Below are 26,077 nucleotides of genomic sequence, written 5' to 3'. Positions count from 1 at the left end.
CGTCGGGGAGGCTATGGCATCGGGTCGAAAAATGGAAACCGGTTTTCGGCACCGTCCGATGTCGACAAATGCCTGGTCAGGCGGCGGCGAACAGGTTGCCGTGCGTGATGCGCAGGCGGACCCGCTCGCCGATCGCCGGCGCGACCTGGCTGGCGAGGTCGACATCGAGGCGCTTCTTCAGCCCCTCGATCGCCACCTCAGCCCGGCGCAGCGGCCCGTTGCGGCGCAGATGCTCGACCACGCCGGGCAGCGCCAGCGGCGTCTCGTCGACGATACGCAGATGCTGCGGCCGGACATAGAGCGAGGCGGGGCCACCCTGGTTCTGCGTCAGCCCACCCAGCACCGGCCGGTCGCCGAAGAAGGCCTGGCTGCCGACGACCTTGACCGGCAGCTTGTTCACCTCGCCGAGGAATTCGCAGATGAAGGGCGTCGCCGGGTGGTCGTAGACGTCGTCGGCCGAGCCGACCTGCTCGATGCGCCCGTCATTGAGGATGGCGACCCGGTCGGCGAGCTCCAGCGCTTCCTCCTGATCATGCGTCACGAAGACGGTGGTGTGGCCGGTGCGGCCATGCAGCTCCCGCAGCCAGGCGCGCAGGTCCTTGCGTACCTTGGCGTCGAGAGCGCCGAAGGGTTCGTCGAGCAGCAGCACCCGCGGCTCGATGGCGAGCGCACGCGCCAGCGCCACGCGCTGGCGCTGGCCGCCGGAAAGCTGGCTCGGATAGCGCTTTTCCAGGCCCGGTAACTGAACGAGTTCCAGCAAGACACTGACCCGCCTGCGAATTTCATCGTTGCTCGGGCGCTCGTGGCGCGGCCGGGACTTCAACCCGAAGGCGATGTTCTCGGCGACGTTCATCGTCTTGAACAGCGCATATTGCTGGAAGACGAAGCCGATGCGGCGGTCGCGCAGGGACAGATCGCGCGTATCCGTCTCGCCGAAGAGGACGCGGCCGCGATCGGCCTGCTCCAGCCCGGCGATCAGGCGCAGCAGCGTGGTCTTGCCCGATCCGGACGGGCCGAGCAGCGCGACGAGCTCTCCCGGCTGGATATCGAGCGAGACGCCGCGTAGCGCCGGGAAGTTCTCGAAGCGCTTCTCGATGGTCTCGATGGTGACGGCGACCGACATGGCCCAGCTCCTTCGTTCGCGGGGTCAGTGGCGGCGGCTGGCGGCGATCGCATCGCCGTAGCGCCATTCCAGCAGGGTCTTGAGCACGAGGGTGACGAGGGCCAGCCCCGCCAGCAGCGAGGCCACCGCAAAGGCGGCGGCTCCCATATACTCATTGTAGAGGATTTCGATGTGCAGCGGCATGGTATTGGTCATGCCCCGGATCTTGCCCGAGACGACGGCGACCGCGCCGAATTCGCCCATCGCACGGGCGTTGCAGAGCAGGACGCCGTAGAACAGGCTCCACTTCACGTTCGGCAGCGTCACCGCGAAGAACACGCGCCACGGGGAGGCGCCGAGCGTCAACGCCGCCTCCTCATCGGCCGAACCGAGCGATTGCATATGCGGGATCAGCTCGCGCGCCACGAAGGGGAAGGTGACGAAGACCGTCGCCAGGATCAGGCCGGGCAGCGCGAAGACGATCTTGATGTCGTGGGCCTGCAGCCACGGCCCGAAATAGCCCTGCGCGCCGAACAGCAGCACGAAGACGAGGCCGGAGATCACGGGCGAGACCGAGAAGGGCAGGTCGATCAGGCTGATCAGCAGATTCTTGCCGCGGAACTCGAATTTGGCGATGGCCCAGGCCGCCGCGATGCCGACCACGACGTTGAACGGCACAGCTATCGCCGCAACAAGCAGGGTCAGCCGGATCGCCGAAAGCGCATCGGGCTCGGTGATCGCGGCGCGATAGGCTTCCCAGCCCTTGGCGCCGGCCTCGATGAAGACGGTGACGAGCGGCAGCAGCAGGAAGAGCAGCAGGAAGGCGAGCGAGATCGCGATCAGTGCGATCTGCACGCCGAGGCTCTCGCCGCGCGCGCGGCCGGGGCTGCGCGGCGCCTGCGCCGCGACGGCCGGGGTCAGGGTGGCGTCAGACATCGCCGAACCTCCTGCGGGCGCGGGCCTGGATCAGGTTGCCTATGAGGATCAAGGCGAAGGAGATCAGCAGCATCGTCGTCGCCACCACTGCCGCGCCGGCGTAGTCGAACTGCTCGAGCCGGATCACGATCAGGAGCGGCGCGATTTCAGAGACCATCGGCACGTTGCCGGCGATGAAGATCACCGAGCCGTATTCGCCGACGGCCCGGGCGAAGGAGAGCACGAAGCCGGTCAGCAGCGCCGGCGCGACCTGCGGCAGGATCACCCGGAAGATCGTCAGGAAGCGGCTGGCGCCGAGCAGCGCCGCGGCCTCCTCGACATCGCTCTGCAGCTCTTCCAGCACCGGTTGCACGGTGCGCACCACGAAGGGCAGGCCGATGAAGATCAGCGCCACCATCACGCCGAGCGGCGTATAGGCGACCTTGCCATCGAAGCCGAAGGAGAGATCGGTGAAGGGGATGGCGACCCGGAAGGCCAGCGGCGCCAGCAGCGACCCGACCCAGCCGTTCGGCGCATAGATGGCCGCCAGCGAGATGCCGGCCACCGCGGTCGGCAGGGCGAAGGGCAGGTCGACCGCGGCATCGATCAGGCGCCGGCCCGGAAATTCGTAGCGCACCAGCACCCAGGCGAGGATCAGGCCGAACACGGCGTTGACCAGCGCCGCGAACAGCGCCGCCGTGAAGGAGAGCTTGAGCGCCGCCAGGGTCCGCGGGGAGGTCGCGACCGCCCAGATGTCGGCGGGGCCGGCGCTGGCGGCCTTCAGGAAGAGCGCCGCCAGCGGGATCAGCACGATCAGCGACAACGCCGTGACGGTGACGCCGAGCGCCAGCCCGAAGCCGGGCAGGATGCTGGGCTCGCGCCAGCGGAAGGTCGTCGTCGCCGCGGCCATGGCGTCAGCGTGCCGGCTTGTAGAGCTGGTCGAAGGTGCCGCCATCGCCGAAATGGGTCGGCTGCGCCTTTTTCCATCCGCCGAAGGCGCCATCGATGGTCACCAGCTCGATTTTCGGGAAATTGGCGACGTCCTTGCCGTCGGCGGCCTCCGGATTGCGCGGGCGATAGAAGTTCCTGGCGATGATCGCCTGCGCCTTCGGCGTGTAGAGGAATTCGAGATAGGCCTGCGCCTGCGCGCGGGTCTTCTTGGCGTCGACATTGGCGTCGACCAGCGCGACCGGCGGCTCCGCGAGGATCGAGAGGCTCGGCACCACGATGTCGAACTTGTCGGCACCGAACTCCTTGAGGGCGAGGAAAGCTTCGTTCTCCCAGGACAGGAAGACGTCGCCGATGCCGCGCTGGGTGAAGGTCGTGGTCGCGCCGCGCGCGCCGGTGTCGAGCACCGGGACATTGGCGAGGAGCTTGGCGATATAGTCGCGCACCTTCGCCTCGTCCTTGTTGAAGGCCTTCTCCGCATAGGCCCAGGCGGCGAGATAGTTCCAGCGCGCCCCGCCCGAGGTCTTCGGGTTCGGCGTGATGATCTGCACGCCCGGCTTCACCAGATCGCCCCAGTCCTTGATCGCCTTCGGATTGCCCTTGCGGACGAGGAAGACGATCGTCGAGGTGTAGGGCGAGGAGTTGTGCGGCAGGCGCGTCTGCCAGTCGAGCGGCAGCTTCTTGGAGCGCTCGGCGATGGCGTCGATGTCGCCGGCGAGCGCCAGCGTCACGACATCGGCATCGAGCCCGTCGATGACGGTGCGGGCCTGTGCGCCGGAGCCGCCATGCGACTGGCGGATCGTGCTGATCTTCTTGTCGGGGTTCTTCGCGTTCCACTCGGCGATGAAGGCCGCGTTGATGTCGCGATACAGCTCGCGGGTGGGGTCGTAGGAAACGTTCAGGAGCTCGGTCTGGGCGCGGGCTCCGGCAACGACGCCGAAGCAGAGCGTGAAAGCTCCCAGAACGAGCCCGGCCCGGAAAAGGCGGCGAAACACGGGTCGCGTCATGTCAGGGCTCCGTTGCATTCACGGCGAGGCTCGGTTCAAACCTCGGTCCGTTCTAAAAAACAAACGAAACGTACTGAATTGCCGGTCTTTTCTCAATGGCCTGGCGCAATCGGCGCTTTCCAAACTTGGCCGCCGGAGGAGAAAACGCTTCTCTGGCGGTGGCGTTCCGCCTTGGCGGCGAGGCCGGGCCGCCGTCAGGCACGGCGGCGGTCCTGCGCCGGATTCGCGTCTGCCAGAGCCGGGCCGAAGGCGTGGCCGAGCAAGACGAGGACCGGCCCGCTTGCCGGCAGTTCGCCTAGCCGTTCCGGCAGGGTCGCAATGGTGGCGGCGACGCGGATTTCGTCGGGGCGCGTGGCGGAGAGCACGGCGACGGCCGGCGTTTCCGGATTGAGGCCGGCAGCGATGGCATGCTCGCGGAAACCGGGCAGGGTGGCGCGCGCCATGTAGATCACGGTCGAGGCCGCCGGGTCGGCCATCGCGCGCCAGTCGAGATCATCAGGCAACTCGCCCTTGCGCGAATGGCCGGTGACGAATTGCAGGCGTCGCGCATGGTCGCGATGGGTCAGCGAGACACCAAGCGACGCGGCCGCGCCTTGCGCGGCCGAGATGCCGGGTACGATCGCGACGGGAATGCCGGCGGTCTGGCAAGCCTCGATCTCCTCGCCGGCGCGGCCGAAGATGCCGGGGTCGCCGCCCTTCAGCCGCACGACATGCTTTCCCTGCGACGCCAGCGAGACGATCAGCGCGTTGATGTCGCCCTGCTTGACCGAGGGGCCGTAGCCGGTCTTGCCGACGAGCATGCGCTTGGCCTCGCGGCGCGCCAACTCGAGCACGCCCGGGGAGACGAGATCGTCATAGAGGATGATGTCGGCGCTCTGCAGGGCGCGGATCGCCTTCAAGGTAAGCAGCTCCGGGTCACCCGGGCCGGCGCCGACCAGCGTCACACGGCCCTTGCCGTCATGCGCGGCCTCGATCTGGACGAGACGCGCGAAGAGCTCCGCCTTGTCCTGCGGGCCGGGAGCGCGCTCGGGCTCGGCCATCGCCCTGCTGGCGAAGAGTTCCCAGAAGGCGCGCCGCAGCGCGAAGGGCAGATCGCGGGACTGGACCGACGGGCGCCAATCGGCCGCGGCCTGCGCCCAATTCTTCAGCCCGGCCGGCAGCAGCGCCTCGATCTTTGTGCGGATCGCCTGGCCGAAGACCGGCGCTGCGCCATCCGTGGACACGGCGACGATCAACGGCGAACGGTTGACCAACGCGCCGAAGGCGAAATCGCAGTATTCCGGCTTGTCGACGATGTTGACCGGGGCGCCTGCCTGCCGGGCGGCGGCGACGAAGGCATGGACCTCCTCGGCATCGTCGAGGTCGGCCACGGCGATGGACGCGTCAGTGAGGTCGCCGGCCTGCCAGCCCCGATCGTGGACATGCATGCGACCGCCGGATTCGCCTTGCGAAAGTCCCGCGAACAGCCCAGCCTCGCCGTCGGCGAAGACATGAAGCTCCGCCCCGGTGGCCGCCAGCAGCTCTGCCTTCCACAGCGCGGCCTCGGAGCCGCCGGCGAGCACAACCTTGCGTCCGTCCAGCTTGTGGAAGAGCGGCAGCGTCGCCAGCGGCTCGATGCGCGCTGCGGTCGTTTCGGGCTGTCTCTCGGTCATTGCGTGGTCGCTACGGCCTTCTCATCTGCCGCACTGTGCTCGCCGCCCGCCGGTGGAGTCAGCAGCCACAACGCGGCCAGTGCCAGGATGATAAGGCGAAAGCAAAGATCGAACCAGCGCCCGCGTGCCTCGCTCGCGGGCTCGCGCGGAAGCATGGCCTCGAACTCGGCGTTCAGGCTGTCTTCGCCGCCATCTCTGACGGCGCCGGGGCCCTCGACGTGGCTGTGCATGGCTGTCGAGATCGTCATGCTCACTCCGCTGCGGTGGGGGCCGTGCCTCTCGCCGCCCGGCGCCGGTCGAGGATGTTGCGCGCGCTCTCGCCATAGCCGCGCTGATAGGTGGTGCTGAACGATTCCCGCGCATGCAGCCATTGCGGGGCCGGCTGGCGGGCGGCGCTCGCCTCCGGCAGCTCGATCGTGTCGAAGCCGCAGGAGAGGGCGTAGGCGAACTGGTCGGCGATCAGCGGGCCGGTGGCGCGGATCTCACGGTAGAAGCCGGAGCGCCGGATCTGGCGCGCGAGGCTGAAGCCGCGCCCGTCCGAATAGGAGGGGAAGGCGATAGCGACGAGCGCGAGCCGCGGCAGGAACGGCGCGAGTGAGGCGAAAGGCACGGAGTTGGGCAGAATCACGCCGATCTGCTGATCGGGAGCCTGCGCCTCAAGCGCCTCCGCCAGAGCCTCCCACGGCACCAGCGCGGCGGGGATATTGCCGATCGCGGCGCCCTCGCTGCGGGTCCAGCGCTCCTCGGCGTCTCCGTCCTGGTCAAGCAGCGGCACGGGCGGTCTCCTGAAACGCGGCCTTGAATGGCCCAAGGCCGATACGGCGGACATTGTCGATGAAGCTTTCGCCCTCGCTCCGCTCGGCCAGATAGACGGCGACGATCCGCTCGATCGCATCCGGGACCTCCTCGGCGGCAAGGCCGGGACCGAGGATCTCGCCGATCGCGGCATTCTCGGTGGCGTCGCCGCCGAGCGTGATCTGGTAGGATTCGATGCCCCGCTTCTCCAAGCCGAGAATGCCGATATGGCCGACATGGTGGTGGCCGCAGGCGTTGATGCAGCCGGAGATCTTGATGCCGAGCGGCCCGATCTCGCGCTGGCGCGCTTCATCGGCGAAACGCTGCTGGATCGCTTGGGCGATCGGGATCGAGCGTGCCGTCGCCAATGCGCAGTAATCGAGGCCGGGGCAGGAGATGATATCGGTGACGAGGCCGATATTGGCCTCGGCCAGCCCCGCTTCTCCGAGTCGCTGCCAAATTGCGGGAAGGTCACGCTGGCGCACATGCGGCAGCACGAGGTTCTGCGCATGGGTGACGCGCAGCTCGTCGAAGGAATAGTGCTCGGCCAGATCGGCGACGAGGCGCATCTGGTCGCTGCTCGCATCGCCTGGGGCCTGGCCGAGCGGCTTCAGCGAGATCGTCAACGCGGTGTATCCGGGCGCCTTGTGCTCGTGGGTGTTGACCTCGACCCAGCGGGCGAAGGCCGGGTTCGCGGCCTTAGCCGCCTCCAGCGTGTTGTTGACGGCCGGCAGCACCTCATAGCGCGGCGGTGCGAAATAGGCGGCGATGCGCGCGACCTCTTCCGCGTCGGCATTGATCGAGGGGCCGTCGAGCAGAGCAAATTCGGCCTCGACGCGGCGAGTGAATTCCTCGGCGCCGATCTCGTGGACGAGGATCTTGACGCGCGCCTTGTACTTGTTGTCGCGCCGGCCCTCGAGATTATAGACCCGCATGATCGCCTCGAGATAGGCTAGCAGGTCCTTCTTCGGCAGGTAGTCGCGCACGACCTTGCCGATCATCGGCGTGCGGCCGAGCCCGCCGCCGACGCTGATCTCGTAGCAGGTCTCATGCGTGTCGGGGTGGCGGCGCAGGCGCAGCCCGATATCGTGAGCCTTGATCACGGCACGATCGTGCTCGGCGCCTGTCACCGCGATCTTGAACTTGCGCGGCAGGTAGCTGAACTCGGGATGGGCCGAGGACCATTGCCGGATCAGCTCGGCCGTCGGGCGCGGATCCTCGATCTCGTCCTGCGCGACGCCGGCGAAGTGGTCGGCGGTGACGTTGCGGATGCAGTTGCCGGAGGTCTGGATGCAATGCATCTCGACATCGGCGAGCAGGCCGAGGATGGCGGGGATATCGCGCAGTTTCGGCCAGTTGAACTGCAGGTTCTGGCGTGTGGTGAAATGGCCATAGCCGCGGTCGTAGCGCTCGCCGATCAGGGCGAGCTGGCGAAGCTGCCGGGAATTCAGCGTGCCATAGGGCACGGCGATCCGCAGCATATAGGCGTGGAGCTGGAGATAGACGCCGTTCTTGAGCCGCAGCGGCTTGAACTCATCCTCGGTGAGGGAGCCGTCGAGCCGGCGCGCGACCTGATCGGTGAACTGCGCCACCCTCTCCCGGACGAAACGCTCGTCGAATTCGTCGTAGCGATACATGGATCAGCCCTTCGGCGCGGAGGCGATGCCTTCACCGGCCTGCTTGCCGAGATCGGGACGGTTGCTGGGGCCGAGCGTCTTGAAGCGCTCGCGGAAATGGCGCGGAACCGGGCCGCCAGCCTCGATGGTCACATCGACGAGATAGGCGTCGACGACCTTGTTGCCACGCAGCTCGGTGGTGGCGAAGGCTTCGAGCCGCTCGGCGGCCGCGTCATCATTGGCGACAAGGGCGGGCGCCGGATCGCGCGTCCAGGCGAGGGTGCCGGCATCATTGGCGGTCGCGAAGACGACATCGCCGTCGAGCAGGTCGTTGGCGAGCAGGATCGCGGGCAGGGGGACGCGTTTCGAGGCAGTGGCCATCACGCGGCCTTCCGCTTGTCGCTGAGGCCCCGCCGATCGATGACGTTCAAAATCGCCACAGCAATACCCATTCCTGTTCGGTCTTTCGAACAGCGATTTTACGCTACGAGCGGGCGATAGCTCAATTCACATCCGATAGGGTGTTTTTCTGTATTCTCAGGGGTAGGGAGTAAAATCATCTCGCAAGGCGCATTTCGGGCCCTCTCAGCGCAAATTTGTGCCAGTTGTGGCGGCGCCCGGTTGAGCCCGGGGGCGCCGCCACGGCCAGATGGATGCGTCAGGCGCTCTTCAGGATCGTTTCGACGATTTCCTGCACATCGAACGCTTCGCGCAGCGTAGCAAGGTGGTGCGACTCGCCCCGCGTCAGCTTCGCCACGCCCTCGAGCTGGCGGCGCAGTGCCAGCGGACGCGCCTCGTTCTGGGAGAGTGCCTCCGGGTCGCGCTCCCAGCTGCCATCTGGACGGCGGCGCTCGGCATGCGACCAGTCGCAGAGCCGCACCGCGCCCTTATCGCCCTCGAACGTCCAGACGTTGTGGTCGTCCTTGGCGGTGGTGCCGACGCTGCCGGTCAGGGTGACGGGCAGGGCGCCCGCCGTCAGCGTCGCCTCGATACTGCGCTCGCTCTTGCCGGCTTCGGGGAAGCTGGCCTTGGCGGCGAGGCCGGTGAAGGGGCCGGCGATACGGCGGGTCAGGAACAGGAAATGCGAGACGACCTCGCGTGTGAAGCCGCCCTGCGCCGGCCCGTCCAGCCAGCCGGCCGCATCGACCTGCCAGGAGCGCGGCCAGGTCGCGAAGGCGACCTCGATCGAGACGCGCTGGGGCGTGCCGACCGCGCCGGAGCCTATCCAGTCCCGCAGCCGTGCCACGGCGGGCGAGGAGGCGAAGGGAAAGTTCACGGCGCCGCGATCGCCGGCTTCGGTGACGAAGGCGCGCGCATCGGCGAGGTCGACCGCCAGCGGCTTCTCGCAGAACACCGCCTTGCCGGCGGCGAGCGCTGCGCGGGCATGGGCGAGATGGGAGGAGGGCGGCGAGGCGATGTAGACGCAGTCGCTTGCGGCGATAAGGGCGGCGGCGTCCGGCTGGCGTGGCACTGCGGGCAGCGCCGTACCAATGCGCTCCATGGCTTCGGCCGAAGGATCCCAGATGCCGGAGACGCTGAGCGCCGTCGCCGGCTGGTCGAGCGCCGCGCGCAGCATGCGCTCGCCCATGATGCCGGCGCCGATCAGGCCGAAGGAGATAGGAGTCTGGGACATGGTGGAATCTCGGGCAGGCAGTGAAGGGCAGAAACGCTGCTCCCTGCATCGCATGCCGGGACGGTCGGGCGGAAGCCGTTTCAGCGCGGTCCCGGCCGGCGTCGAGACGGCTCGTATCCGCGCCGTGAGCGAGAGTCTCATGAGGCCAGCGCGAACCGGACCCAAGGGGGGGCAGCACGGTTGAGGATGAAGGTTTCGCGACCGTCAGTGCGCCGAGCTTTGCGCGACGGCGGCGTTCCGCTTCTGCCGCACGTTCATTATGGAGGCTCTAGCAACAAGGGCTCCTTCAGGAGCCCTTGCGCAGTCTCTTGCTTCTCCTGGGGAGATGCCCGCTCAGACGAAGCGGAAATCGTCGGCGCGCAGCGAACCGAGCTGCGCGTCCGCCAGGGTGAGCGAAGTGTCGGCGTCGACCGTGAACACCACGTCCGAGCCCACCTGTGCGGCGTGGGCCATGGCAGCATCAAAATCGGCGAAGAGGGCGCTCGCAAACGCGACGACGTCCTCATGCCCGCCAGCGAAATCGGTGACGGTGTCACGACCGAAGCCGGGCGTGAACACGAAGACGTCGTTGCCCGACCCGCCGGTCAGGGTGTCGTCGCCGGCGCCGCCTTCGAGACGATCGTCGCCTGAACCGCCGCTCAGCGCATCGTTGCCGAGGCCGCCAAGCAGGATGTCGTCGCCCGAGCCGCCGGAGAGGTTGTCGTCACCCGTGCCGCCGTCGAGAAGGTCGTCCCCGGAGCCGCCCTTCAGTGCGTCATTGCCGAGGCCGCCGAGCAGGTTGTCGTCGCCCGCGCCGCCGTTGAGCGTGTCGTTGCCCGCGCCGCCGTCGAAGCTGTCGTCGCCATTGCCGCCGGTGACGACATTGTCGCCGTCACCGAAGGACAGGTTCTCGATGTTGACGAAGGACTGGGCGCCGATGCCGGCGCCGGCGATGCGACCGGAGGCCATGTCGACATAGAGCGCGCCACTCGCGGCCGAGAGGTCGAGCGTATCGTAGCCGTCGCCGCCGTCGATGGTGTCGTTGCCGGGGCCGGCCTTAATCACGTCATCGCCCGTGCCGGCGTCGATGATGTCGTCACCGGCGCCGCCGTTGATGATGTCGTTGCCCGCGCCGCCATGGATCGTGTCGTTGCCGGCCTCGCCGTAGAGCGCGTCATCGCCCTCGCCGCCATCGATGAAATCATTGCCGCCGCCGGCATAGATGACGTCGTTGCCGATGCCGCCATGGACGCTGTCGTTGCCGTCGCCAAGATAGACCTGGTCGTCGCCTTCCTCGCCGTCGATGTCGAAGTCGCTCCAGGAGGTGGCGGTGACGAGGTCATTGCCTTCGCCGAGCAGGATCTTGCCGATGACCGAGGCGCCGACAAAGAGATTCAGGTGGTCGTCGCCCGCACCCATGTCGATCGCCGAGCCTCCGGTCGCCTGGATCAGGCCGGAATTGCCGAGCTTGTCGTTGCCGCCGCCCATCGAGACGCCGCCGATGATGCGGCCGGTGCTGGTGTTGATGATCTCGTCGGCATAGTTGCCGACCAGATTGATCGCCTCGTTGCCGCGCAGATCGAAGCGGGCGGCGTCTGCCGGCGCGACGTTCTCCGGCCCGTGGCCATCGCCCTGGATCAGGCCGCGATTGACGACGAGCGTGGCGCCGAGCGCATTCTGGTTGCTGGAGTTGTCGACCTGGATGGCCCGGCCATAGCCGTAGATCTTGCCGGTGCTGTCGTTGATGATGGTGCCGCCGCCGATGGCGATGCCTTCGGAAACGTTCGGCTCGCCATCATGATATCCGTTGGCGCCGAGGCCCTCGACCGTACCGGTGTTGTTGAGGAAGAGCAGGCCGTCGACGTCGATCGCGTCGCCGTCGCTGTCGGCGAGGCCGGCCGACCGGCCCTGCATGGTACCGCGGTTGGTGATGCTGACGAGGTCGGCTTCCGAGCCGTTGCTGTCGATGTTAACCGCCGAGCCGTTGCGGCCGATGATGGTGCCGTCATTCACGACGGCGACGCCGCGGTCGCCGGTGATCGCGTGCTTGGCGCCCTCGAGCAGGCCGCCGGCGTAGTTGTTGACCTTGCCGCCCGCATCGCTCTGGAAATCGATCAGGTCGCCGTCGGCAGCGAAGCCCTGGCCGGTGATGATCGTGCCCCAGTTGTTGACCGTGCCGTTCTGGCCGGGGCGGATTACATCGGTGTTGGTGCCGTACTGGCGGATGGTGCCGCCGGCGAGGTTGTTGATCGTGGCGCTGGCGCCGTTGTTGTCGAAGCTGCGGAAGTCGAGCACGCGGCCATCGGCCTCGACCAGACCGGCATTGTTGATAACGATGCGGGCTGTCGCCGCACCGGCCTGGCTCGGGTTGAGCGCGCCGCGCAGGACGCCCATCGCCTGGTTGTCGATAGTGAGCGAACCGGTCGCGCCGGCGGTGGTCTGGAGCAGACGGCTGGTCGCTCCGACTTCGATCAGGCCTGCATTGGTGAGCACGGCATTGCCGCCGCCGGCCCAGGTCACCGCATTGCTCGAAACCGTGAGCTTGCCGCCCGCATCGATGTCGACCTTGTCGTCCTTGTCGATAACGAGGCCGGAGGTGACGGTGCCTCCGTTGCGGATGGCGATCTCGTCGTAGCCGGCGCTACCGGCGACCGACCAGCCACCGCTCTGGACCTCCAGACGCTCGACGCCCGTGGGGGCGGCTAGGGAGCCAGTGCCCGTTCCGAGCAGCTTTACGGTGTCGCGGCCCGTGCCGCCGTCGATGCTGGCGGCTGCGCCTGCACCGGCCTTGACCTCGATGACGTCGTCACCGGCGCCGCCGAGCACCGTGTCGCCTGCACCGGCGACGATGCGGTCATTGCCGGCGCCGCCGTCGAGGATATTGGCCAGGTCGTTGCCGATCAGAACGTCGTTGCCGGCGCCCCCGATGACATTCTCGATGCCGGTCAGCGTGTCGCGGCCGATGCCTTCGCCATTGGCCTTGCCCGCGGCGAGATCGACGGTGACGCCGGTGGTGTCGGCCGCATAGTCGGCGGTGTCGATGCCGTCGCCGCCGTCAAGCAGATCATTGCCTTCGCCGCCGATGAGCCTGTCGTCGCCAGCACCGCCGAACAGAAAGTCATCGCCCGCTCCGCCGATCAGGCGATCGTTGCCATCGCCACCCTGGAGAACGTCGTCGCCCGCGCCGCCGTCGAGCTGATCGTCGCCCGCGCCGCCGCGGATGAGATCGTCGCCCGCGCCCGCCAGCACGATGTCGTCACCCGCCCCGGCATCGACGACAAGATCGTCCTCAAGGTCGCTCGCCGTCAGCTTGTCGTTCCCGGCGCCGAGACGGATTTCGCCGTAGAGCTTCGAACCCGCGAGGAGCCTGACTTCGTCGTTGCCATCGCCCATATCGACGACAATGCCGTCCTGGCTGATGATGGTGCCGGAATTGACCAGGGTGTCATCGCCGCCGAGCATCGAGACGCCGTTGAACAGCACGTCGTCATTTGTCAGGGTGTCATTGCCGTCGCTGAATGCGGACGCGGCGACGGCCGGGGCCTCGGCATTGCCCGACGCTGCCGCAGCCGGAACGTCCTGCTGCGTGGCAAGGGGCAGGCTCGATGTCGTGAACTTGCGCGCTCCTTGCCCGCCGCCGGACGGGGCCGTATCGACCGGACCGGCCGAGCGTGTCGGCGCCGTGCCGCCGGCTGCGACATCGAGGTCGATCGAGGGGCTGATGAAACCGGCTGGCGTGACGGATGATCCCAATAGGCTCGGATCCGTCGAGCTGCCCTGGGCGATGCGGGCACCCTTGATGCTGCCGGTGACATCGACATCCGTTTCCGTCCCGAGCTGAACCGAAACCGCCTCGGAGCCGAGACCGCTGATCGTGACCGTCGCCCCGACCGGAAGGTCGCGATCGACCGTCCAGTTCCAGCTCGCGCCCTTTTCGGCGCCCGACATATCGGAAATGTCATAGGGAATGGCGATCACGCTGCCCGCGAGGACGGGTTCGATGACCTTGAAGACAATGCCGTTTCCGGCGTCGGGGCTATAGCCGACGAAGCTGATCGAACCGACGGGGCGCGTCATGGTTTGCAAATCCTTTAGCCAATGCATCGTGAGCCCCGTCCGCCGCCAGCAGGGGACAGCCCGCATCCGGCGAGCTGAGGCGCGTTAATGAATTGGTAAGGATGACGATTGTTTAACAATCCGATCAATAGTGAAATAATTTTTGATATTTTGCCGACTAAAGCAATTTAATAAAGTGCTATTTCGGCTTATTCTGGCGCCGCACACACGAAGTGAATTTCGTCGATCTCAGCAATGTCCGAGTTTCAGACGTAGATCATCGGAATCTTTATTCTGGAGATTGAAATATCGGTCTTCGAAAACGATCGAAGACATCCAGAATCGGCTCTCCGTGTGGCGGAGAACAAGGGGCATCGATAACCGATCGCCGTTCATGATGGGCCGCGAAGCCCATGTCCGGATCTCAGGCTAAGGCAGGGCGGGGGGGCGCGCGAATCCAATTCCTCGATAGGGGGTATGGGCATTTTCGATGGCCTGCCGCCCCGGTGGTTTCACCGAGCTGTCATCTCGTCCTCCTATCGCTGCGGCCGATCGTCGAGCGCAGGCTCGGTTGGTGGGCAGGCGGGCTCGCCGACATACGGTTTCGGGGGCTGCGGCGGATTCTGCCCGCAAGCGGCTCTTCCGGTTGCTTTGCGTCAGGGAAACTCGCCGTTGCTCCCAAAATCATCCAAGAATGCTGCCAGCGAGGCTTTGGCCTCGTGCCGTTCCGCTTTCCTCGCGGTGGCGTTGTTTTCCGCCCTCGTCAACGTGCTGATGCTGACGGGCTCGCTCTACATGTTGCAGGTCTATGACCGGGTGCTGCCTTCGCGCAGCGTGCCGACGCTTGTTGCCCTCTCACTGATCGTCGCTGCGCTCTACATCCTGCTCGGTGTGTTCGACTGGCTGCGCCAGCGCATTCTGAGCCGTGTCGGTGTCGAGCTAGACCGTCAGCTCGGCGGACCGGTGCTCGGCGCCATCCTTGGCGGACAGCTGCGGGGCGCTCCGGGCGGCAGCCAGCTGTCGCGCGATCTCGACAGCGTCCGTGGCTTTCTGTCCGGGCTGGGGCCGACCACGCTGTTCGATCTGCCCTGGATCCCGCTCTACGGCGCGCTGTGCTTCGTGCTGCATGCCTATCTCGGCTGGACGCTGGTGGCCGGCGCGGCGATCCTGGTCGTGCTCGCGCTTCTGACCGAAGTGCTGTCGCGGCGGCCGAGCGCCGACGTCGCCCGCTCGTCCGGGGAGCGCGCCGCCCTGATCGAGGCCGCGCGCCGCAATGCGGAGGCAGTGACGGCGCTGGGGATGAACGGGCGGATCGGCCGGCTGTTCGAGCGGACCAATGACCGGCACGTCGCGGCCAGCCTCAGGGCTTCCGATATCACGAGTGGGCTCGGCGGCATCTCGAAGGTCATTCGCTACATGCTGCAATCCGCCATGCTCGGCGTCGGCGCCTGGCTGGTGATGCACGATCAGGCCTCGTCCGGCGTGATGATCGCCTCCTCGGTGCTGAGCAGCCGTGCGCTGGCGCCGATCGAGCTCGCGATCGGCAGCTGGCGACCCTTCATCGGTGCGCGCCAGGCCTGGCGTCGGCTTCATTCGGCGCTCGGCGAGGCGCCTGTGGCGCTCACGGTCTCGCCCGAGCGTCCGACGCAGCGGGTCACGCTGGAGCAGGTCTTTGTAGCGCCTCCCGGCAGCCCGACACCGACCGTCAAGGAGATCGGTCTCACGCTGCAGGCGGGACAGGGGTTGGCCGTGATCGGCCCGTCCGCCTCCGGAAAGTCCACGCTCGCGCGGGCGCTGGTCGGCGTCTGGCCGGTGCTGCGCGGATCCTTGCGCCTCGACGGCGCGACGCTCGACCAGTGGCCGGAGGAGGAGCGCGGCGCGATCATCGGCTATGTGCCGCAGGATGTGCAGCTCTTCGCGGGGACCATTGCGGAGAATATCGCCCGCTTCGACCCGGCGATGACGGAAGAGGCCGTCCGCAGCGCGGCCAGGGCCGCCGGCGCCTATGACCTCATCCTCGGACTACCGAAAGGTTTCGAGACACCGATCGGCGAGGCCGGCGGCGTCCTGTCCGGCGGTCAGCGGCAACGCATCGCGCTTGCTCGCGCGCTGTATCGCGATCCCTTCCTCGTCGTGCTCGACGAGCCCAATGCCAGCCTCGATGCGGATGGCGATGCCGCCCTCACGGCCGCGATCGCCGGCGTGCGCGCCCGCGGAGGCATCGTGGTCGTCATAGCTCATCGCCCCTCGGCGCTGGCGGGCATCGACCTCGTCCTGATCCTGGCAGACGGCCAGGTGCAGGCCTTCGGGCCGAAGGAGGAGGTGCTGCGCAAGAGCCTTGCGGCGAAACCGGGCTCGGCCGGGCCGAACCCGCCCCATCCCCGAATTGCAGTGGCGGCCGATGCGCGCGGTTAACGAGAACAGGTCCGGCGGGCAGCCGTCTTCGAGCATGGCCGGCGCCGAGGGGCGCCGTGCCGATCCTCGCCGCGACATCCGGCGTGCGACGTTGTTCGGGGTCGCGACCATCGCCGTGCTGCTGGGCACTGTCGGGCTGTGGGCGGCGACCGCGCCGCTTTCGGGCGCAGTGATCGCCTCGGGCAAGGTCGTCGTCGAGAGCAATGTCCGGCGCGTGCAGCACCCATCCGGAGGCGTCGTCGCGGAGATCCGGGTCAAGGATGGCGACCGCGTCAAGGCCGGCGACGTGCTGGTGCGGCTGGACGAAACCAATGCCAGGGCGAGCCTCGCGCTGATCGAGATCGAACTCATCCGTTTCCAGGCGCGCAAGGCGCGGCTGGAGGCCGAGCGCGAGGGCCACTCCGATTTGGTGCTGGTTCAGGAGTTGCGTGACAGGGCGGGCGATCCGGGCGTGATCCGGGCGGTCGCTGGCGAGCTGAGGCTTTTCCGCACCCGCCGCGCCGCGGCCGATGTCCAGCGCTCCCAGCTGCGCGAGCGGATCGCGCAGTCGCATGAGGAAATCAAGGGCTTGTCGTCCCAGATCGAAGCCCGGCGGGCGCAGGCCATGCTGATCGAGCAGGAACTCGAGGGCGTGCAGAAGCTGTACGACCAGAACCTCGTCGCGCTCTCGCGCCTGACCTCGCTTCAGCGTGAAGCCTCGCGCCTCATCGGCGAGCGGGGCAGCCTCACCTCCGACACGGCACGGGTCAAAGGCCGCATTGCCGAGATCGAATTGCAGATCGTCCAGATCGACGAGGATCTGCGCCGCGAGGTCACGACCGAACTGCGCGATGTCGACGGCAAGATCGCCGATCTGTCGGAGCGCCGGGTCGCCGCGCGCGATCAGCTCGAGCGGATCGAGATGCGCGCGCCGCAAGATGGTGTCGTCCATCAGCAGACCGTGCACACGATCGGCGGCGTCATCGGCCCAGCCGAACAGGTCATGCTGATCGTGCCGGAGGCCGACGGCCTGATCGTCGAGGCGCGGGTCGAGCCGGCATTGATCGATCGGCTGCGGATAGGGCAGGCGGCGATGCTGCGCTTTCCGGCCTTCGACAGCGCCACCACGCCGGACCTCAAGGGGCGGCTGATCCATGTCTCGGCCGATGCGAGCACGGACCAGCAATCCGGCGTGTCGTTCTATACGGCGCGCGTCGCGCTCGATCGCCCGGAGATCGACCGCCTCGGCGGCAAGAGCCTGCTGCCCGGCATGCCGGTGGAGACCTTTATTCAGACCGGTTCGCGCACTGCGCTCGCCTATATCGTCAAGCCGATCGAGGATCAGCTCGCGCGGGCCTTCCGCTACGATTGAGGTCCGCGGAGACGCACCGCGCCCGCGTTGGCGCGGTCGTCAGGCGGCCTCGGGACTCAACCGTCCTGATGGCTGTTCGAACGCGTCGCCAGCGCAGCGGAAGAACTCGGCGATCATCGGAGCGCGCCGGCGCTCTTCGAGGCAGACGACGTATTCGTTGATCGCGATGCACGGGTCGCGCAGCGGCAGGAAATGCAGCCGCGTGTCGAAGCCGAATTCGAGATCGGCGATCGCGCCCATGCCGAAGCCGGCGGCGACCGTTTCGCGCACGCCGTCTCGCGTCGACACCTCGATGAGGTCGCCGAGCGTGACGCCGCAGGCAACCAGATTCTGCTCGAAGACCTCGCGCGTACGCGAGCCACGCTCCCGCAGCACGAAGGGGAGACCCTGCAGATCCCTGATGGAAACCGATTCCCGCTGAGCCCAGGAATGGCTCTTCGGCAGGAACACTCCGAGCTTCATCGTGGCCAGCGGCCGAACATGGAAGCGGCTATCCGTCGGCATCTGCCCGGTGACGCCGACATCGGCGCGGTATTGCGTGATCTGCTCGATCACGCCGTCGGAGTTGTGAAGCTGAATCGAGAAGACGAGCTTGGGCCGGCGCCGACGTAGCGCACCCAGGATCGGCAGCAAGTGGACGGTGCCGTCCGAGGCCAGACGCAGGCGTCCGCCGTCGGCCTTGCGGCTCTTGAGCATTCGCCCGGCCTCCGTGAAGGCCGAAAACAGGCGAGACGTGACTTCATAGAGCGCCTCGCCATCGGCCGTCAGCGTGGCGCCGCGCGGCCCGCGCTCGAACAATACGACGCCGGAGATCGCCTCCAGCTGCCGCACCTGACCGGACAAGGTGGATTGGCTGACCGCCATTTCCCGCGCGGCCTGCGAATAGCCGCCCGCCGTCGCGACGAAGTGGAATGCGCGAAGCTGAGTGACCGATGCCATGGCTTTCAACGTGCCGGAAGGGGCCCGGGGGCTCCAGGCGCGCGATCGCGGCTTCCGGAAACAAAAGCGATGCGCGCGGACGTCCTATCGGCGCGATGCTGCACGAATGTGACGCATATTCCAGAAATCTAAAGAATAAAATGGAATAATCGATGAGCCGAAATATAGTGTGCTGGCAAATCTAAAGTAGGTTGCCGGTTCGTGGTATCGTTATTTTCGCGCCGGCGCTGCCATTATCGGCTGTGTTCGTACGACACATGCATCGCGGAGAGCGCCAGCAGCAGCGGCGTGACCTGAGGTGTCGGCCGCACCTTGGTCATGGCTGTCGGCTTCAGGAGGGGCATCGGCATCCTCGCGTCCGGTTCAAGCGCCGATGCGCGGGTGCTTTCGGCCGGCGTTATCCGCGTTGCGCGGCGGGGAGGAGCGCGGCCAGCGGATCAGCGCCGACGCTGTTCTCAGTTCGACGCCGGCAACATGCGCTATCTCTACGGCACCGAGCCCGCGAGCCTCTCCCGGGCACGATCTCCGGTTCGTCTGAGTGAGAAACACGCACCAGGGAGGACACCCGCGGGCGCCGCCTTTCGCTATTGCGCCCCCAATTGACGTTTCTTTCTGGTCATCGTACTGGTCTTACCAGAAAGAAGAAGAATGGTTTCAGGGATGGATGCTCAAGATGCCGACAGCGCGTCGGGGTTCGAGCGCGTCTTCGCCTATCTGCGGGAGCGGCTGCTCGACGGCACGCTGAAGCAGGGCGAACGGCTCATGGCCGAACGCGAACTGGCCACGCAGCTCGGCGTGAGCCGGCCGATCGTGCGCGAGGCGCTGCGAGCGCTGCACATGCTCGGCATCGTCGAGATCCGCGAGCGCGTCGGTACCATCGTGAAGCGGCCGGATGCCTCGATGCTGAAGGACTTCTTCACGCTGGCCCTAGCCCAGCAGGCCGACCTCATCGACGACGTGATGGAGGCGCGCATCGCGATCGAGTGCCAGGCCGTGCGGCTGGCCTGCGAGCGCGCCACGATCGCCGATTTCGAGCGGCTGCAGCGCGCGCTGGTCCGGATCGGCGAGACGATCGACGATGCCGATGCGGGCGGCGCTGCCGATTTCGAGTTCCATCGCGCCATCGTGCTGGCGTCGCGGTCGCCGACGCTCGCTGTGCTCCATGAATCCATGTCGACGCTGCTCGCGCGCTCGCATCGCAGCCGCCGCGAGCTCGTCCAGCGCTTTAGCTCGATGAAGAGTTACCTGATCGACGACCACAAGCGCGTCTTCGACACCATCGTCGGGCGCGATCCCGACCGCGCCGAGGTGACGCTGCGGCGCCATTTCGCAATCGGCGACGAATACCGGCGCCGCGCCGTTACCGGCGAGGGCGACAGGCCGGAGACGCTAAGCGCGCAGGGAGCCTGAAGGCTCCGCATTCACCAGAGAAGATGCCGAGAGAACAGAGCATGGCAGGGAACGAAAAAGGCAGCGTCGGCTTCATCGGCCTCGGCACAATGGGGCGCGAGATGGCGCGCAACCTCATGAAGGCGGGGCACCCGGTGACCGTTTTCGACATCATCGGCGATGCGGTCGCCATGTTAGTGGCGGAGGGCGCGAAGCCGGCGAAGAGCCCGGCCGATGCGGCAGCCGCCGCCGATATCGCGATTACCATGCTTCCCGACACGCCCCAGGTCGAGGACGTCATCTATGGCGAAGGGGGGCTCCTGGCTTCGCCGCCGCGCGGGCGCCTGATCGTTGATATGAGCACAATATCGCCGGTGGCTGTCCGCCGAATGCATGCTGATCTCAAGGCTGCCGGCGCCGATTTCATCGACGCGCCGGTTTCGGGCGGTCCACTCGGCGCCAAGAACGCGTCGCTCACCATCATGGCCGGCGGCGAGGCTGAGGCCTTCACCAGGGCCGAGCCGTTCTTCCGGGCCATGGGCACGACCATCACCCATGTCGGCGCGCCCGGCGCCGGCCAGGCGGTCAAGCTCTGCAACCAGTTGATCTGCGGCATCAACATCCAGGCGGTCTGCGAGGCGATCGCGCTCGGCCGTGCCTCCGGCGTCGATCTGGAGCAGATGCGCACCGTGCTGCTCGGCGGCTCGGCCGCGTCCTGGATGCTCGACAAGCTCGGCCCCGCGATGATCGCGGGCGATGCCGGGGCGGGCTTCCGCATCGACCTGATGCTGAAGGATCTGCGCCTCGTGCAGGAGCAGGCGCAGGCGCTCAGCGTGCCGCTGCCTGGCACCGCGCTGGTCACCAGCCAGTACATCGAGGCGCGCGCCCATGGCGAGGGCGGCAACGGCAACCAGGCGTTGTTCAAGGTCTATGACCGCATGACGAACCGGGCCTGACGGCGGCGATGGCTCTCAACCTCGACTTCTCCGTCGTTCTGGAGCGCTGGCCGCTCTTCCTCGACGGCGCGGCGATGACGCTGAAGCTCGCCTTCATCGCGATCCTGACCGGCGGCGCGATCGGCACGTTCTGCGCCATCGGCCGCGGCAGCAGCAACCGCTTCATCGCCGGGCTCTGCGCCGGTTATGTCGAGACGATCCGCAACACGCCGCTGCTGGTCCAGATCTTCCTGGTCTATTTCGGCCTCGCCAGCATCGGCTTCAAATTCTCGGCCTTCTCCGTCGCGGCGGCGGCGCTCGCCATCAATGTCGGCGCCTATACGGCCGAGATCATGCGGGCCGGCTTCGAGGCGATCCCGCCCGGCCAGATCGAGGCTGCCGAAGGGCTCGCGCTGTCACGCTTCCAGATCTACTGGCACGTCATCCTGCTGCCGGCGATCGAGAAGGTCTATCCGTCGCTGACCAGCCAGTTCGTGCTGCTGATGCTGGCTTCCTCGGTCACCTCGCAGATTTCGGCCGAGGAACTGACGGCCGTCGCCAACTACGTCCAGTCCGACACCTATCGCGCCTTCGAGACCTATATCCTCGTGGCGCTGGGCTACATCGCGCTCTCGCTTGTCCTGCGCGCCGCCTTCTGGGCGCTGGGGCTCGTGCTCTTCCCGCGCCGCCGGCGCCTCGGCACGTCGCTCTAGAGGTCGATGATGGGCGGCTCCCTCAACGCGAACCACCTCCTCTTCCTCGGCCAGGGCGCGCTCTGGACGATCGGGCTGTCGGCGATCGCGTTGGTCGGCGGCGGCCTCGTCGGCTTCCTGATCGCGCTCGCCCGGGTCTCGCCGAGCAAGGCCGTCCGTCTGTTCAGCGGCGCCTATGTCCAGCTCATCCAGGGCACGCCGCTGCTGGTGATCATGTTCCTCGGTTATTTCGGGCTTTCGGCGCTCGGCTTCCGGATCACGCCGCTCTGGGCCGCCGGCGCCTCGCTGACCATCTATGTCGGCGCCTATTTCGGCGAGATCTGGCGCGGCTGTATCCAGGCGGTGCCGCGCCCGCAATGGGAGGCGGCCGAGGGGTTGGGCCTGAGCCGCACCCAGCGGATGCTCAAGGTCATTCTGCCCCAGGCCATGCGGATCGCGACGCCGCCGACCGTCGGCTTCATGGTGCAGATCATCAAGAACACCTCGCTGGCCTCGGTCGTCGGCTTCGTCGAGCTCGCCCGCTCCGGCCAGATCATCAACAACTCGCTGTTCGAACCCTTCCTGATCTACGCGATCATCGCCCTGATCTATTTCGCGCTCTGCTTCCCGATCTCGCTCCTCAGCCGGCGTCTCGAACGCCGCATGGGCGTCGGCCGCGCGAAGCTGATGCCGGCCTGACGAGATTTGAAAGCCATGAGCCAGGAACGACTTCTCATCGCCGAACGCATCATCGTCGATCGCCCCATCGTCGCCCTCGACAAGGTCCATAAGAGCTTCGGCGCGCTCAAGGTACTGGACGGGGTTAGCTTCACCGTCGAACGGGGCGAAGTGCTGGTTCTGATCGGCCGCTCCGGCTCCGGCAAGAGCACGGCGCTGCGCTGCATCGACCGCTTCGAGAAGATCGATTCAGGCGAGATCCGCGTCTGCGACCACCGCGTCGACGCGGCCGATATCGACCTCAGGGCGCTGAGGCAGGATGTCGGCATCGTCTTCCAGAGCTACAACCTCTTTCCGCATCTCACCATCGAGCAGAACATCACGCTCGCGCCGGTTTCGGTGAAGGGTATGAGGAAGGCCGAGGCCCGCGAGCTCGCCAAAGCGATGCTGGCGAAGGTGGGCTTGTCCGAGAAGCTCGACGCCTATCCCGAGCAGCTTTCCGGCGGACAACAGCAGCGCGCGGCGATCGCGCGCTCGCTCGCCATGCAGCCCAAGGTGATGCTGTTCGACGAGGTCACCTCCGCGCTCGATCCGGAGCTGACCGGCGAGGTGCTCAAGGTCATCGAACAGCTCGCCGCGGATGGCATGACCATGGTCATGGTCACCCATGAGATGGGGTTCGCACGGGGCATCGCCGATCAGGTGGTGTTCATGCATGCCGGAAGGGTTCACGAGGCCGGAAGCGCCTCGATCCTTTCCGGACCGGCCACGCCGGAACTCGCCCAGTTCGTCGGAACCGGGCTCTAACGACCAAAAGGGAAGGAAAACCGAGGATGAAACGCTTTCTCACGATTGCCTTGCTCTGCACGACGGCGCTCGCCTGTGCCGGCCAGGCCGCGCGCGCCGACATGCTCGACGACGTCATGAAGGCAGGCAAGATCCGCATCGCGACTGACCTCGCGATCCCGCCATCCGGCATGATCGACGGCGCCATGAAGCCGACGGGCTCGGATGTCGAGACCGCCGAGCTGCTCGCCAAGGATTGGGGCCTGCAGCTCGAATTCGTGCAGACGACCGGTGCGACCCGCATCCCCAACGTCCAGACCAACAAGGCCGACATCATCATCTCGACGCTGTCTGTGACGCCCGAGCGAGCCAAGGTCATCGACTTCTCCAAACCCTATGCGGCCTTGCAGTCGGTGGTGGGCTGCCTGAAGTCGCTCGAGGTGAAGAGCTGGGACGATCTGAAGGGCAAGACGATCGCTGTCTCGCGCGGCACGACGCAGGACACGACGCTGACCAACATGAAGGAGCGCGACCTCAAGCTCGCCCGCTTCGAGGACGATGCGACGATGGTCACAGCCGCCATCTCCGGCCAGGCCGACTGTGTCGCCACCTCGGCGACGATCGTCTCGCAGATCGGCGTCAAGGCGCCGGCGCGGCCCTTCGAGCCCAAGGTCTCGATCACCAATTTCGATCTCGCCATCGGCGTGAAGAAGGGCGAGCCGAAGCTTCTGGAGAAGCTCGACGCCTGGGTCGAGCAGAACCTCAAGAACGGCAAGCTCAACGCGATCTACAAGAAGTTCCACGGCACCGAACTGCCCGCGAACATGCGCGGCTGATCCATTCCTCGCCGGCGTCCGAGAAGGGCGCCGGCGCTTCGCTCCAACCAACAGGACATCTCATGCGTCTCGTCATCGGCTCCGACCATGCCGGCTGGTCCCTCAAGCAGCACGTCATCGACCACATCAAATCGCTGGGCCACGAGGTCGTCGATGTCGGCTCCCATGACGACAAGCCGGTCGATTTCCCCGATATCGCCCGCGAGGTCGCCCGCAAGGTCACGTCCGGCGAGGCGCAGCGCGGCATCATGGTCTGCGGCACCGGCGTCGGCGCCTCGATCGCCGCCAACAAGATGAAGGGCATTCGGGCCGCCGTCTGCCACGACATCCACTCGGCCCATCAGAGCGTCGAGCATGACGACGTCAACGTCATGTGCATCGGCGCCAAGATCGTAGGCCCCTGGCTCGCCAGCGACCTGATTTCGTCCTATCTGTCCGCCGAGTTCTCGACCGACGAGGATTTCCGCCGTCGGGTCGAGAAGCTGCACCAGATGGACGCCGAAGGCTGAAACGAGGGTAAGACCCGATGATCCTGGTCTTCGGATCGATCAATGTCGATTTGGTCGCGCGGGTCGCGACCATTCCGGGACCGGGCAAGACGGTGCTCGCGCCATCCTATGAACGCCATTTCGGCGGCAAGGGCGCCAATCAGGCCGTGGCCGCCGCGCGCCTCGCGGCGCACGGCCGTGTCGCCATGGCGGCCTGCGTCGGTGATGACGGCTTTGGCCGGGAATCGATCGACAACCTCGCTGCCAGCGGCGTCGCCGTCGATCTGGTCCGCACCGGTGCGAAGCCGACGGGCTGCGCCTTCATCACGGTCGATGCGCGCGCGGAAAACGCGATCACCGTTGCCAGCGGCGCCAATCTCGAACCGGGTGCGGACGATGTGCCGGAGGCGCTGCTGGGCGCCGATACGCTGCTCGTGCTCCAGATGGAGGTGCCCTTCGCGCAGTCGCTGGTGCTTGCGCGGCGCGTCCGGGCGTCCGGCGGCCGGGTCGTCTGGAATTGCGCGCCGGTGCCGGACGGTTTCCCGGCGGCGGATGCGGCGGCGTTGCTCGCGGCCAGCGATGTCCTGATCGTCAACGAGCACGAGGCCGCCGATATCGCCGCCGCCCTCGGACATCCGGGCGGCGAGATCGCGGGCCTGATCGCGGGCACCGCGACGCGCTGCATCGTCACGGCCGGTGCCGAAGGAGCCTATGGCTATACGCCGGAAGGCGAGAGGCTGCATGCAGCCGCCCCGCGCATCGAGCCGGTCGACACGACCGGCGCCGGCGATACCTTCGTCGGCGCGGTCGCGGCTGCTCTCGACGAAGGCCTGGATCTGCAGCAGGCGCTCGACATTGGCTGCAGCGCCGCGGCCCTCTCCTGTCTTGCACGGGGAGCGCAAGCGGGCATGCCCTTGCGCAGCGCGCTCCGATGGGCTTGCCCGGACCGCGGTCAATGAATCGTCCAGCCGCTGCAACTGGGGCTGGTCGCGGAAGAGTCGGATTTGCGCTTGAGCCTCGCCCCGACGACCGGACGTATTCCTGGCATTCCCCGGATGCCGTCCGGCGGGTCCTCGGTCGCGTCAGCGGGCAATATCGCGATCAGGCGAAACCGTGCAACATTCCGTAGAGCAGCCCCGCAAGCGAACACGCGGCGATGACCTTGATCATCCCCACCTTGAAGCGGAACACCGCGATCACGGCCGCCAGCGTCAGCACCAGCGAGGCGAGGTTGACCGTGCTCAGCACGGGCACGTCGAGCTGCATGCCATAGATGCGGATTTGGCGGACCTCGGCGAACAGGACATGCAACGAGAACCAGATCGACAGGTTCAGGATCACGCCGACGATGGCGGCCGTGATCGCCCCGAGAGCGGCGGAAAGAGCCCTGTTGTTGCGCATCGTTTCCATGAACGGAGCGCCCAGGAAGATCCAGAGGAAGCAGGGAACGAAGGTCACCCAGGTCGTCAGCAAGCCGCCGAGCGTGCCGGCCAGCAGCGGGGTCAGCGATCCCGGCGCGCGATAGGCGCCCATGAAGCCGACGAATTGCGTGACCATGATCAGCGGACCGGGCGTGGTCTCGGCCATGCCGAGGCCGTCCAGCATTTCGCCCGGCTTCAGCCAGCCATAGTGCTCGACCGCCTGCTGGGCGACATAGGACAGGACCGAATAGGCGCCGCCGAAGGTCACCATCGCCATCTTCGAAAAGAAGATGGAAATCTCGGTGAACACGTCGCCTCGGCCGAGCGTCGCCAGCAAGGCGATGACCGGAGCGAACCAGAGGAAGAAGCCGATGGCGGCGACCTTCAGCGACCAGCTCAGCGGCGGCCTGGCATGCGCGGGAATGCCTTCGCCAAGCGCTGAGA

Annotated in this window: 23 protein-coding genes; 10 read left to right on the top strand and 13 right to left on the bottom strand. The window is 66.9% G+C overall.

The window, feature by feature from the left end; all coding sequences use genetic code 11:
- Positions 1-76 precede the first annotated feature (76 nt).
- From AB4Z16_RS17210 to AB4Z16_RS17160, 11 genes are all read right to left on the bottom strand, one after another.
- Positions 77-1,123: a sulfate/molybdate ABC transporter ATP-binding protein gene (locus tag AB4Z16_RS17210; RefSeq protein WP_441512587.1), complete on the bottom strand. Its 1,047-nt coding sequence runs from the start codon at positions 1,121-1,123 to the stop codon at positions 77-79.
- A gap of 24 nt (positions 1,124-1,147) precedes the next feature.
- Positions 1,148-2,038 (bottom strand): sulfate ABC transporter permease subunit CysW, encoded by an 891-nt coding sequence (gene cysW / locus AB4Z16_RS17205; protein ID WP_441512586.1) that lies wholly within the window; start codon positions 2,036-2,038, stop codon positions 1,148-1,150.
- Positions 2,031-2,927, bottom strand: a complete 897-nt coding sequence (cysT, locus tag AB4Z16_RS17200; protein ID WP_441512585.1) for a sulfate ABC transporter permease subunit CysT — start codon at positions 2,925-2,927, stop codon at positions 2,031-2,033. Before cysT ends, cysW begins: the two co-directional genes overlap by 8 nt.
- A 4-nt stretch (positions 2,928-2,931) precedes the next feature.
- A complete protein-coding gene (locus tag AB4Z16_RS17195; RefSeq protein WP_441512584.1) occupies positions 2,932-3,972 on the bottom strand; it encodes a sulfate ABC transporter substrate-binding protein in 1,041 nt (346 codons plus the stop codon).
- Positions 3,973-4,166: 194 nt separating this feature from the next.
- A complete protein-coding gene (gene cysG, locus AB4Z16_RS17190; RefSeq protein WP_441512583.1) occupies positions 4,167-5,624 on the bottom strand; it encodes a siroheme synthase CysG in 1,458 nt (485 codons plus the stop codon).
- A complete protein-coding gene (locus tag AB4Z16_RS17185) occupies positions 5,621-5,872 on the bottom strand; it encodes a hypothetical protein (RefSeq protein ID WP_441512582.1) in 252 nt (83 codons plus the stop codon). Before AB4Z16_RS17185 ends, cysG begins: the two co-directional genes overlap by 4 nt.
- Positions 5,873-5,874: 2 nt before the next feature.
- Positions 5,875-6,399 (bottom strand): DUF934 domain-containing protein, encoded by a 525-nt coding sequence (locus AB4Z16_RS17180; RefSeq protein WP_441512581.1) that lies wholly within the window; start codon positions 6,397-6,399, stop codon positions 5,875-5,877.
- On the bottom strand, positions 6,386-8,056 hold the full coding sequence (locus AB4Z16_RS17175) for a nitrite/sulfite reductase (protein WP_441512580.1): 1,671 nt from the start codon (positions 8,054-8,056) through the stop codon (positions 6,386-6,388). Before AB4Z16_RS17175 ends, AB4Z16_RS17180 begins: the two co-directional genes overlap by 14 nt.
- A gap of 3 nt (positions 8,057-8,059) precedes the next feature.
- A complete protein-coding gene (locus AB4Z16_RS17170; protein ID WP_441513070.1) occupies positions 8,060-8,416 on the bottom strand; it encodes a DUF2849 domain-containing protein in 357 nt (118 codons plus the stop codon).
- A 277-nt stretch (positions 8,417-8,693) separates the two neighbouring features.
- Entirely contained in the window at positions 8,694-9,668 is a 975-nt protein-coding gene (locus AB4Z16_RS17165; RefSeq protein WP_441512579.1) for a Gfo/Idh/MocA family protein, read from the bottom strand.
- Positions 9,669-10,001: 333 nt separating this feature from the next.
- Entirely contained in the window at positions 10,002-13,724 is a 3,723-nt protein-coding gene (locus AB4Z16_RS17160) for a hypothetical protein (protein WP_441512578.1), read from the bottom strand.
- A gap of 630 nt (positions 13,725-14,354) precedes the next feature.
- On the opposite strand from AB4Z16_RS17160, the gene AB4Z16_RS17155 reads away from it, so the two are divergent.
- Positions 14,355-16,118: a type I secretion system permease/ATPase gene (locus tag AB4Z16_RS17155; RefSeq protein ID WP_441512577.1), complete on the top strand. Its 1,764-nt coding sequence runs from the start codon at positions 14,355-14,357 to the stop codon at positions 16,116-16,118.
- Positions 16,105-17,469 carry an HlyD family type I secretion periplasmic adaptor subunit gene (locus AB4Z16_RS17150; RefSeq protein ID WP_441512576.1) on the top strand — a complete coding sequence of 455 codons (1,365 nt, stop codon included), beginning with the start codon at positions 16,105-16,107 and terminating at the stop codon, positions 17,467-17,469. The genes AB4Z16_RS17155 and AB4Z16_RS17150 overlap by 14 nt, the downstream gene beginning before the upstream one ends.
- 39 nt (positions 17,470-17,508) lie before the next feature.
- Here AB4Z16_RS17150 and AB4Z16_RS17145 read toward each other — a convergent pair whose 3' ends face one another.
- Complete coding sequence (locus tag AB4Z16_RS17145) at positions 17,509-18,408, bottom strand: LysR family transcriptional regulator (protein ID WP_441512575.1); 900 nt, start codon at positions 18,406-18,408, stop codon at positions 17,509-17,511.
- Positions 18,409-19,068: 660 nt separating this feature from the next.
- On the opposite strand from AB4Z16_RS17145, the gene AB4Z16_RS17140 reads away from it, so the two are divergent.
- From AB4Z16_RS17140 to AB4Z16_RS17105, 8 genes are all read left to right on the top strand, one after another.
- Complete coding sequence (locus AB4Z16_RS17140; protein ID WP_441512574.1) at positions 19,069-19,818, top strand: FadR/GntR family transcriptional regulator; 750 nt, start codon at positions 19,069-19,071, stop codon at positions 19,816-19,818.
- A gap of 41 nt (positions 19,819-19,859) precedes the next feature.
- Positions 19,860-20,753: an NAD(P)-dependent oxidoreductase gene (locus AB4Z16_RS17135; RefSeq protein ID WP_441512573.1), complete on the top strand. Its 894-nt coding sequence runs from the start codon at positions 19,860-19,862 to the stop codon at positions 20,751-20,753.
- 8 nt (positions 20,754-20,761) lie between these two features.
- Complete coding sequence (locus AB4Z16_RS17130; RefSeq protein WP_441512572.1) at positions 20,762-21,445, top strand: amino acid ABC transporter permease; 684 nt, start codon at positions 20,762-20,764, stop codon at positions 21,443-21,445.
- A gap of 9 nt (positions 21,446-21,454) precedes the next feature.
- Positions 21,455-22,123, top strand: a complete 669-nt coding sequence (locus AB4Z16_RS17125; protein WP_441513069.1) for an amino acid ABC transporter permease — start codon at positions 21,455-21,457, stop codon at positions 22,121-22,123.
- A gap of 15 nt (positions 22,124-22,138) precedes the next feature.
- Positions 22,139-22,909, top strand: a complete 771-nt coding sequence (locus AB4Z16_RS17120; RefSeq protein ID WP_441512571.1) for an amino acid ABC transporter ATP-binding protein — start codon at positions 22,139-22,141, stop codon at positions 22,907-22,909.
- A gap of 26 nt (positions 22,910-22,935) precedes the next feature.
- The gene (locus AB4Z16_RS17115; RefSeq protein ID WP_441512570.1) at positions 22,936-23,724 is read left to right on the top strand and encodes a transporter substrate-binding domain-containing protein; all 789 of its coding nucleotides are present in this window, start codon (positions 22,936-22,938) and stop codon (positions 23,722-23,724) included.
- Between the two features lie 62 nt (positions 23,725-23,786).
- Entirely contained in the window at positions 23,787-24,233 is a 447-nt protein-coding gene (gene rpiB, locus AB4Z16_RS17110) for a ribose 5-phosphate isomerase B (protein ID WP_441512569.1), read from the top strand.
- Positions 24,234-24,250: 17 nt separating this feature from the next.
- A complete protein-coding gene (locus AB4Z16_RS17105) occupies positions 24,251-25,171 on the top strand; it encodes a ribokinase (protein WP_441512568.1) in 921 nt (306 codons plus the stop codon).
- Between the two features lie 142 nt (positions 25,172-25,313).
- On the opposite strand, the gene AB4Z16_RS17100 is transcribed toward AB4Z16_RS17105, so the two are convergent.
- Positions 25,314-26,077, bottom strand: a 764-nt coding sequence (locus tag AB4Z16_RS17100) for a chromate transporter (RefSeq protein ID WP_441512567.1), incomplete at its 5' end; no start/stop codon positions are given.

It is taken from the genome of Allobosea sp. TAF32 (genome assembly GCF_052113585.1).
Taxonomy (GTDB): domain Bacteria; phylum Pseudomonadota; class Alphaproteobacteria; order Rhizobiales; family Beijerinckiaceae; genus Allobosea.
Note: the sequence above shows the minus strand (reverse complement) of the source record. Positions and strands in the feature narration are given on the sequence as shown.

Coding starts and splice junctions, on each gene's coding strand:
- AB4Z16_RS17195 (WP_441512584.1), bottom strand. CDS start 3,972: ATGACGCGACCCGTGTTTCGCCGCCTTTTCCGGGCCGGGCTCGTTCTG.
- cysG (WP_441512583.1), bottom strand. CDS start 5,624: ATGACCGAGAGACAGCCCGAAACGACCGCAGCGCGCATCGAGCCGCTG.
- AB4Z16_RS17165 (WP_441512579.1), bottom strand. CDS start 9,668: ATGTCCCAGACTCCTATCTCCTTCGGCCTGATCGGCGCCGGCATCATG.
- rpiB (WP_441512569.1), top strand. CDS start 23,787: ATGCGTCTCGTCATCGGCTCCGACCATGCCGGCTGGTCCCTCAAGCAG.
- AB4Z16_RS17170 (WP_441513070.1), bottom strand. CDS start 8,416: ATGGCCACTGCCTCGAAACGCGTCCCCCTGCCCGCGATCCTGCTCGCC.
- AB4Z16_RS17135 (WP_441512573.1), top strand. CDS start 19,860: ATGGCAGGGAACGAAAAAGGCAGCGTCGGCTTCATCGGCCTCGGCACA.
- AB4Z16_RS17210 (WP_441512587.1), bottom strand. CDS start 1,123: ATGTCGGTCGCCGTCACCATCGAGACCATCGAGAAGCGCTTCGAGAAC.
- AB4Z16_RS17140 (WP_441512574.1), top strand. CDS start 19,069: ATGGATGCTCAAGATGCCGACAGCGCGTCGGGGTTCGAGCGCGTCTTC.
- AB4Z16_RS17160 (WP_441512578.1), bottom strand. CDS start 13,724: ATGACGCGCCCCGTCGGTTCGATCAGCTTCGTCGGCTATAGCCCCGAC.
- AB4Z16_RS17185 (WP_441512582.1), bottom strand. CDS start 5,872: ATGACGATCTCGACAGCCATGCACAGCCACGTCGAGGGCCCCGGCGCC.
- cysW (WP_441512586.1), bottom strand. CDS start 2,038: ATGTCTGACGCCACCCTGACCCCGGCCGTCGCGGCGCAGGCGCCGCGC.
- AB4Z16_RS17105 (WP_441512568.1), top strand. CDS start 24,251: ATGATCCTGGTCTTCGGATCGATCAATGTCGATTTGGTCGCGCGGGTC.
- cysT (WP_441512585.1), bottom strand. CDS start 2,927: ATGGCCGCGGCGACGACGACCTTCCGCTGGCGCGAGCCCAGCATCCTG.
- AB4Z16_RS17130 (WP_441512572.1), top strand. CDS start 20,762: ATGGCTCTCAACCTCGACTTCTCCGTCGTTCTGGAGCGCTGGCCGCTC.
- AB4Z16_RS17115 (WP_441512570.1), top strand. CDS start 22,936: ATGAAACGCTTTCTCACGATTGCCTTGCTCTGCACGACGGCGCTCGCC.
- AB4Z16_RS17175 (WP_441512580.1), bottom strand. CDS start 8,056: ATGTATCGCTACGACGAATTCGACGAGCGTTTCGTCCGGGAGAGGGTG.
- AB4Z16_RS17125 (WP_441513069.1), top strand. CDS start 21,455: ATGGGCGGCTCCCTCAACGCGAACCACCTCCTCTTCCTCGGCCAGGGC.
- AB4Z16_RS17150 (WP_441512576.1), top strand. CDS start 16,105: ATGCGCGCGGTTAACGAGAACAGGTCCGGCGGGCAGCCGTCTTCGAGC.
- AB4Z16_RS17145 (WP_441512575.1), bottom strand. CDS start 18,408: ATGGCATCGGTCACTCAGCTTCGCGCATTCCACTTCGTCGCGACGGCG.
- AB4Z16_RS17120 (WP_441512571.1), top strand. CDS start 22,139: ATGAGCCAGGAACGACTTCTCATCGCCGAACGCATCATCGTCGATCGC.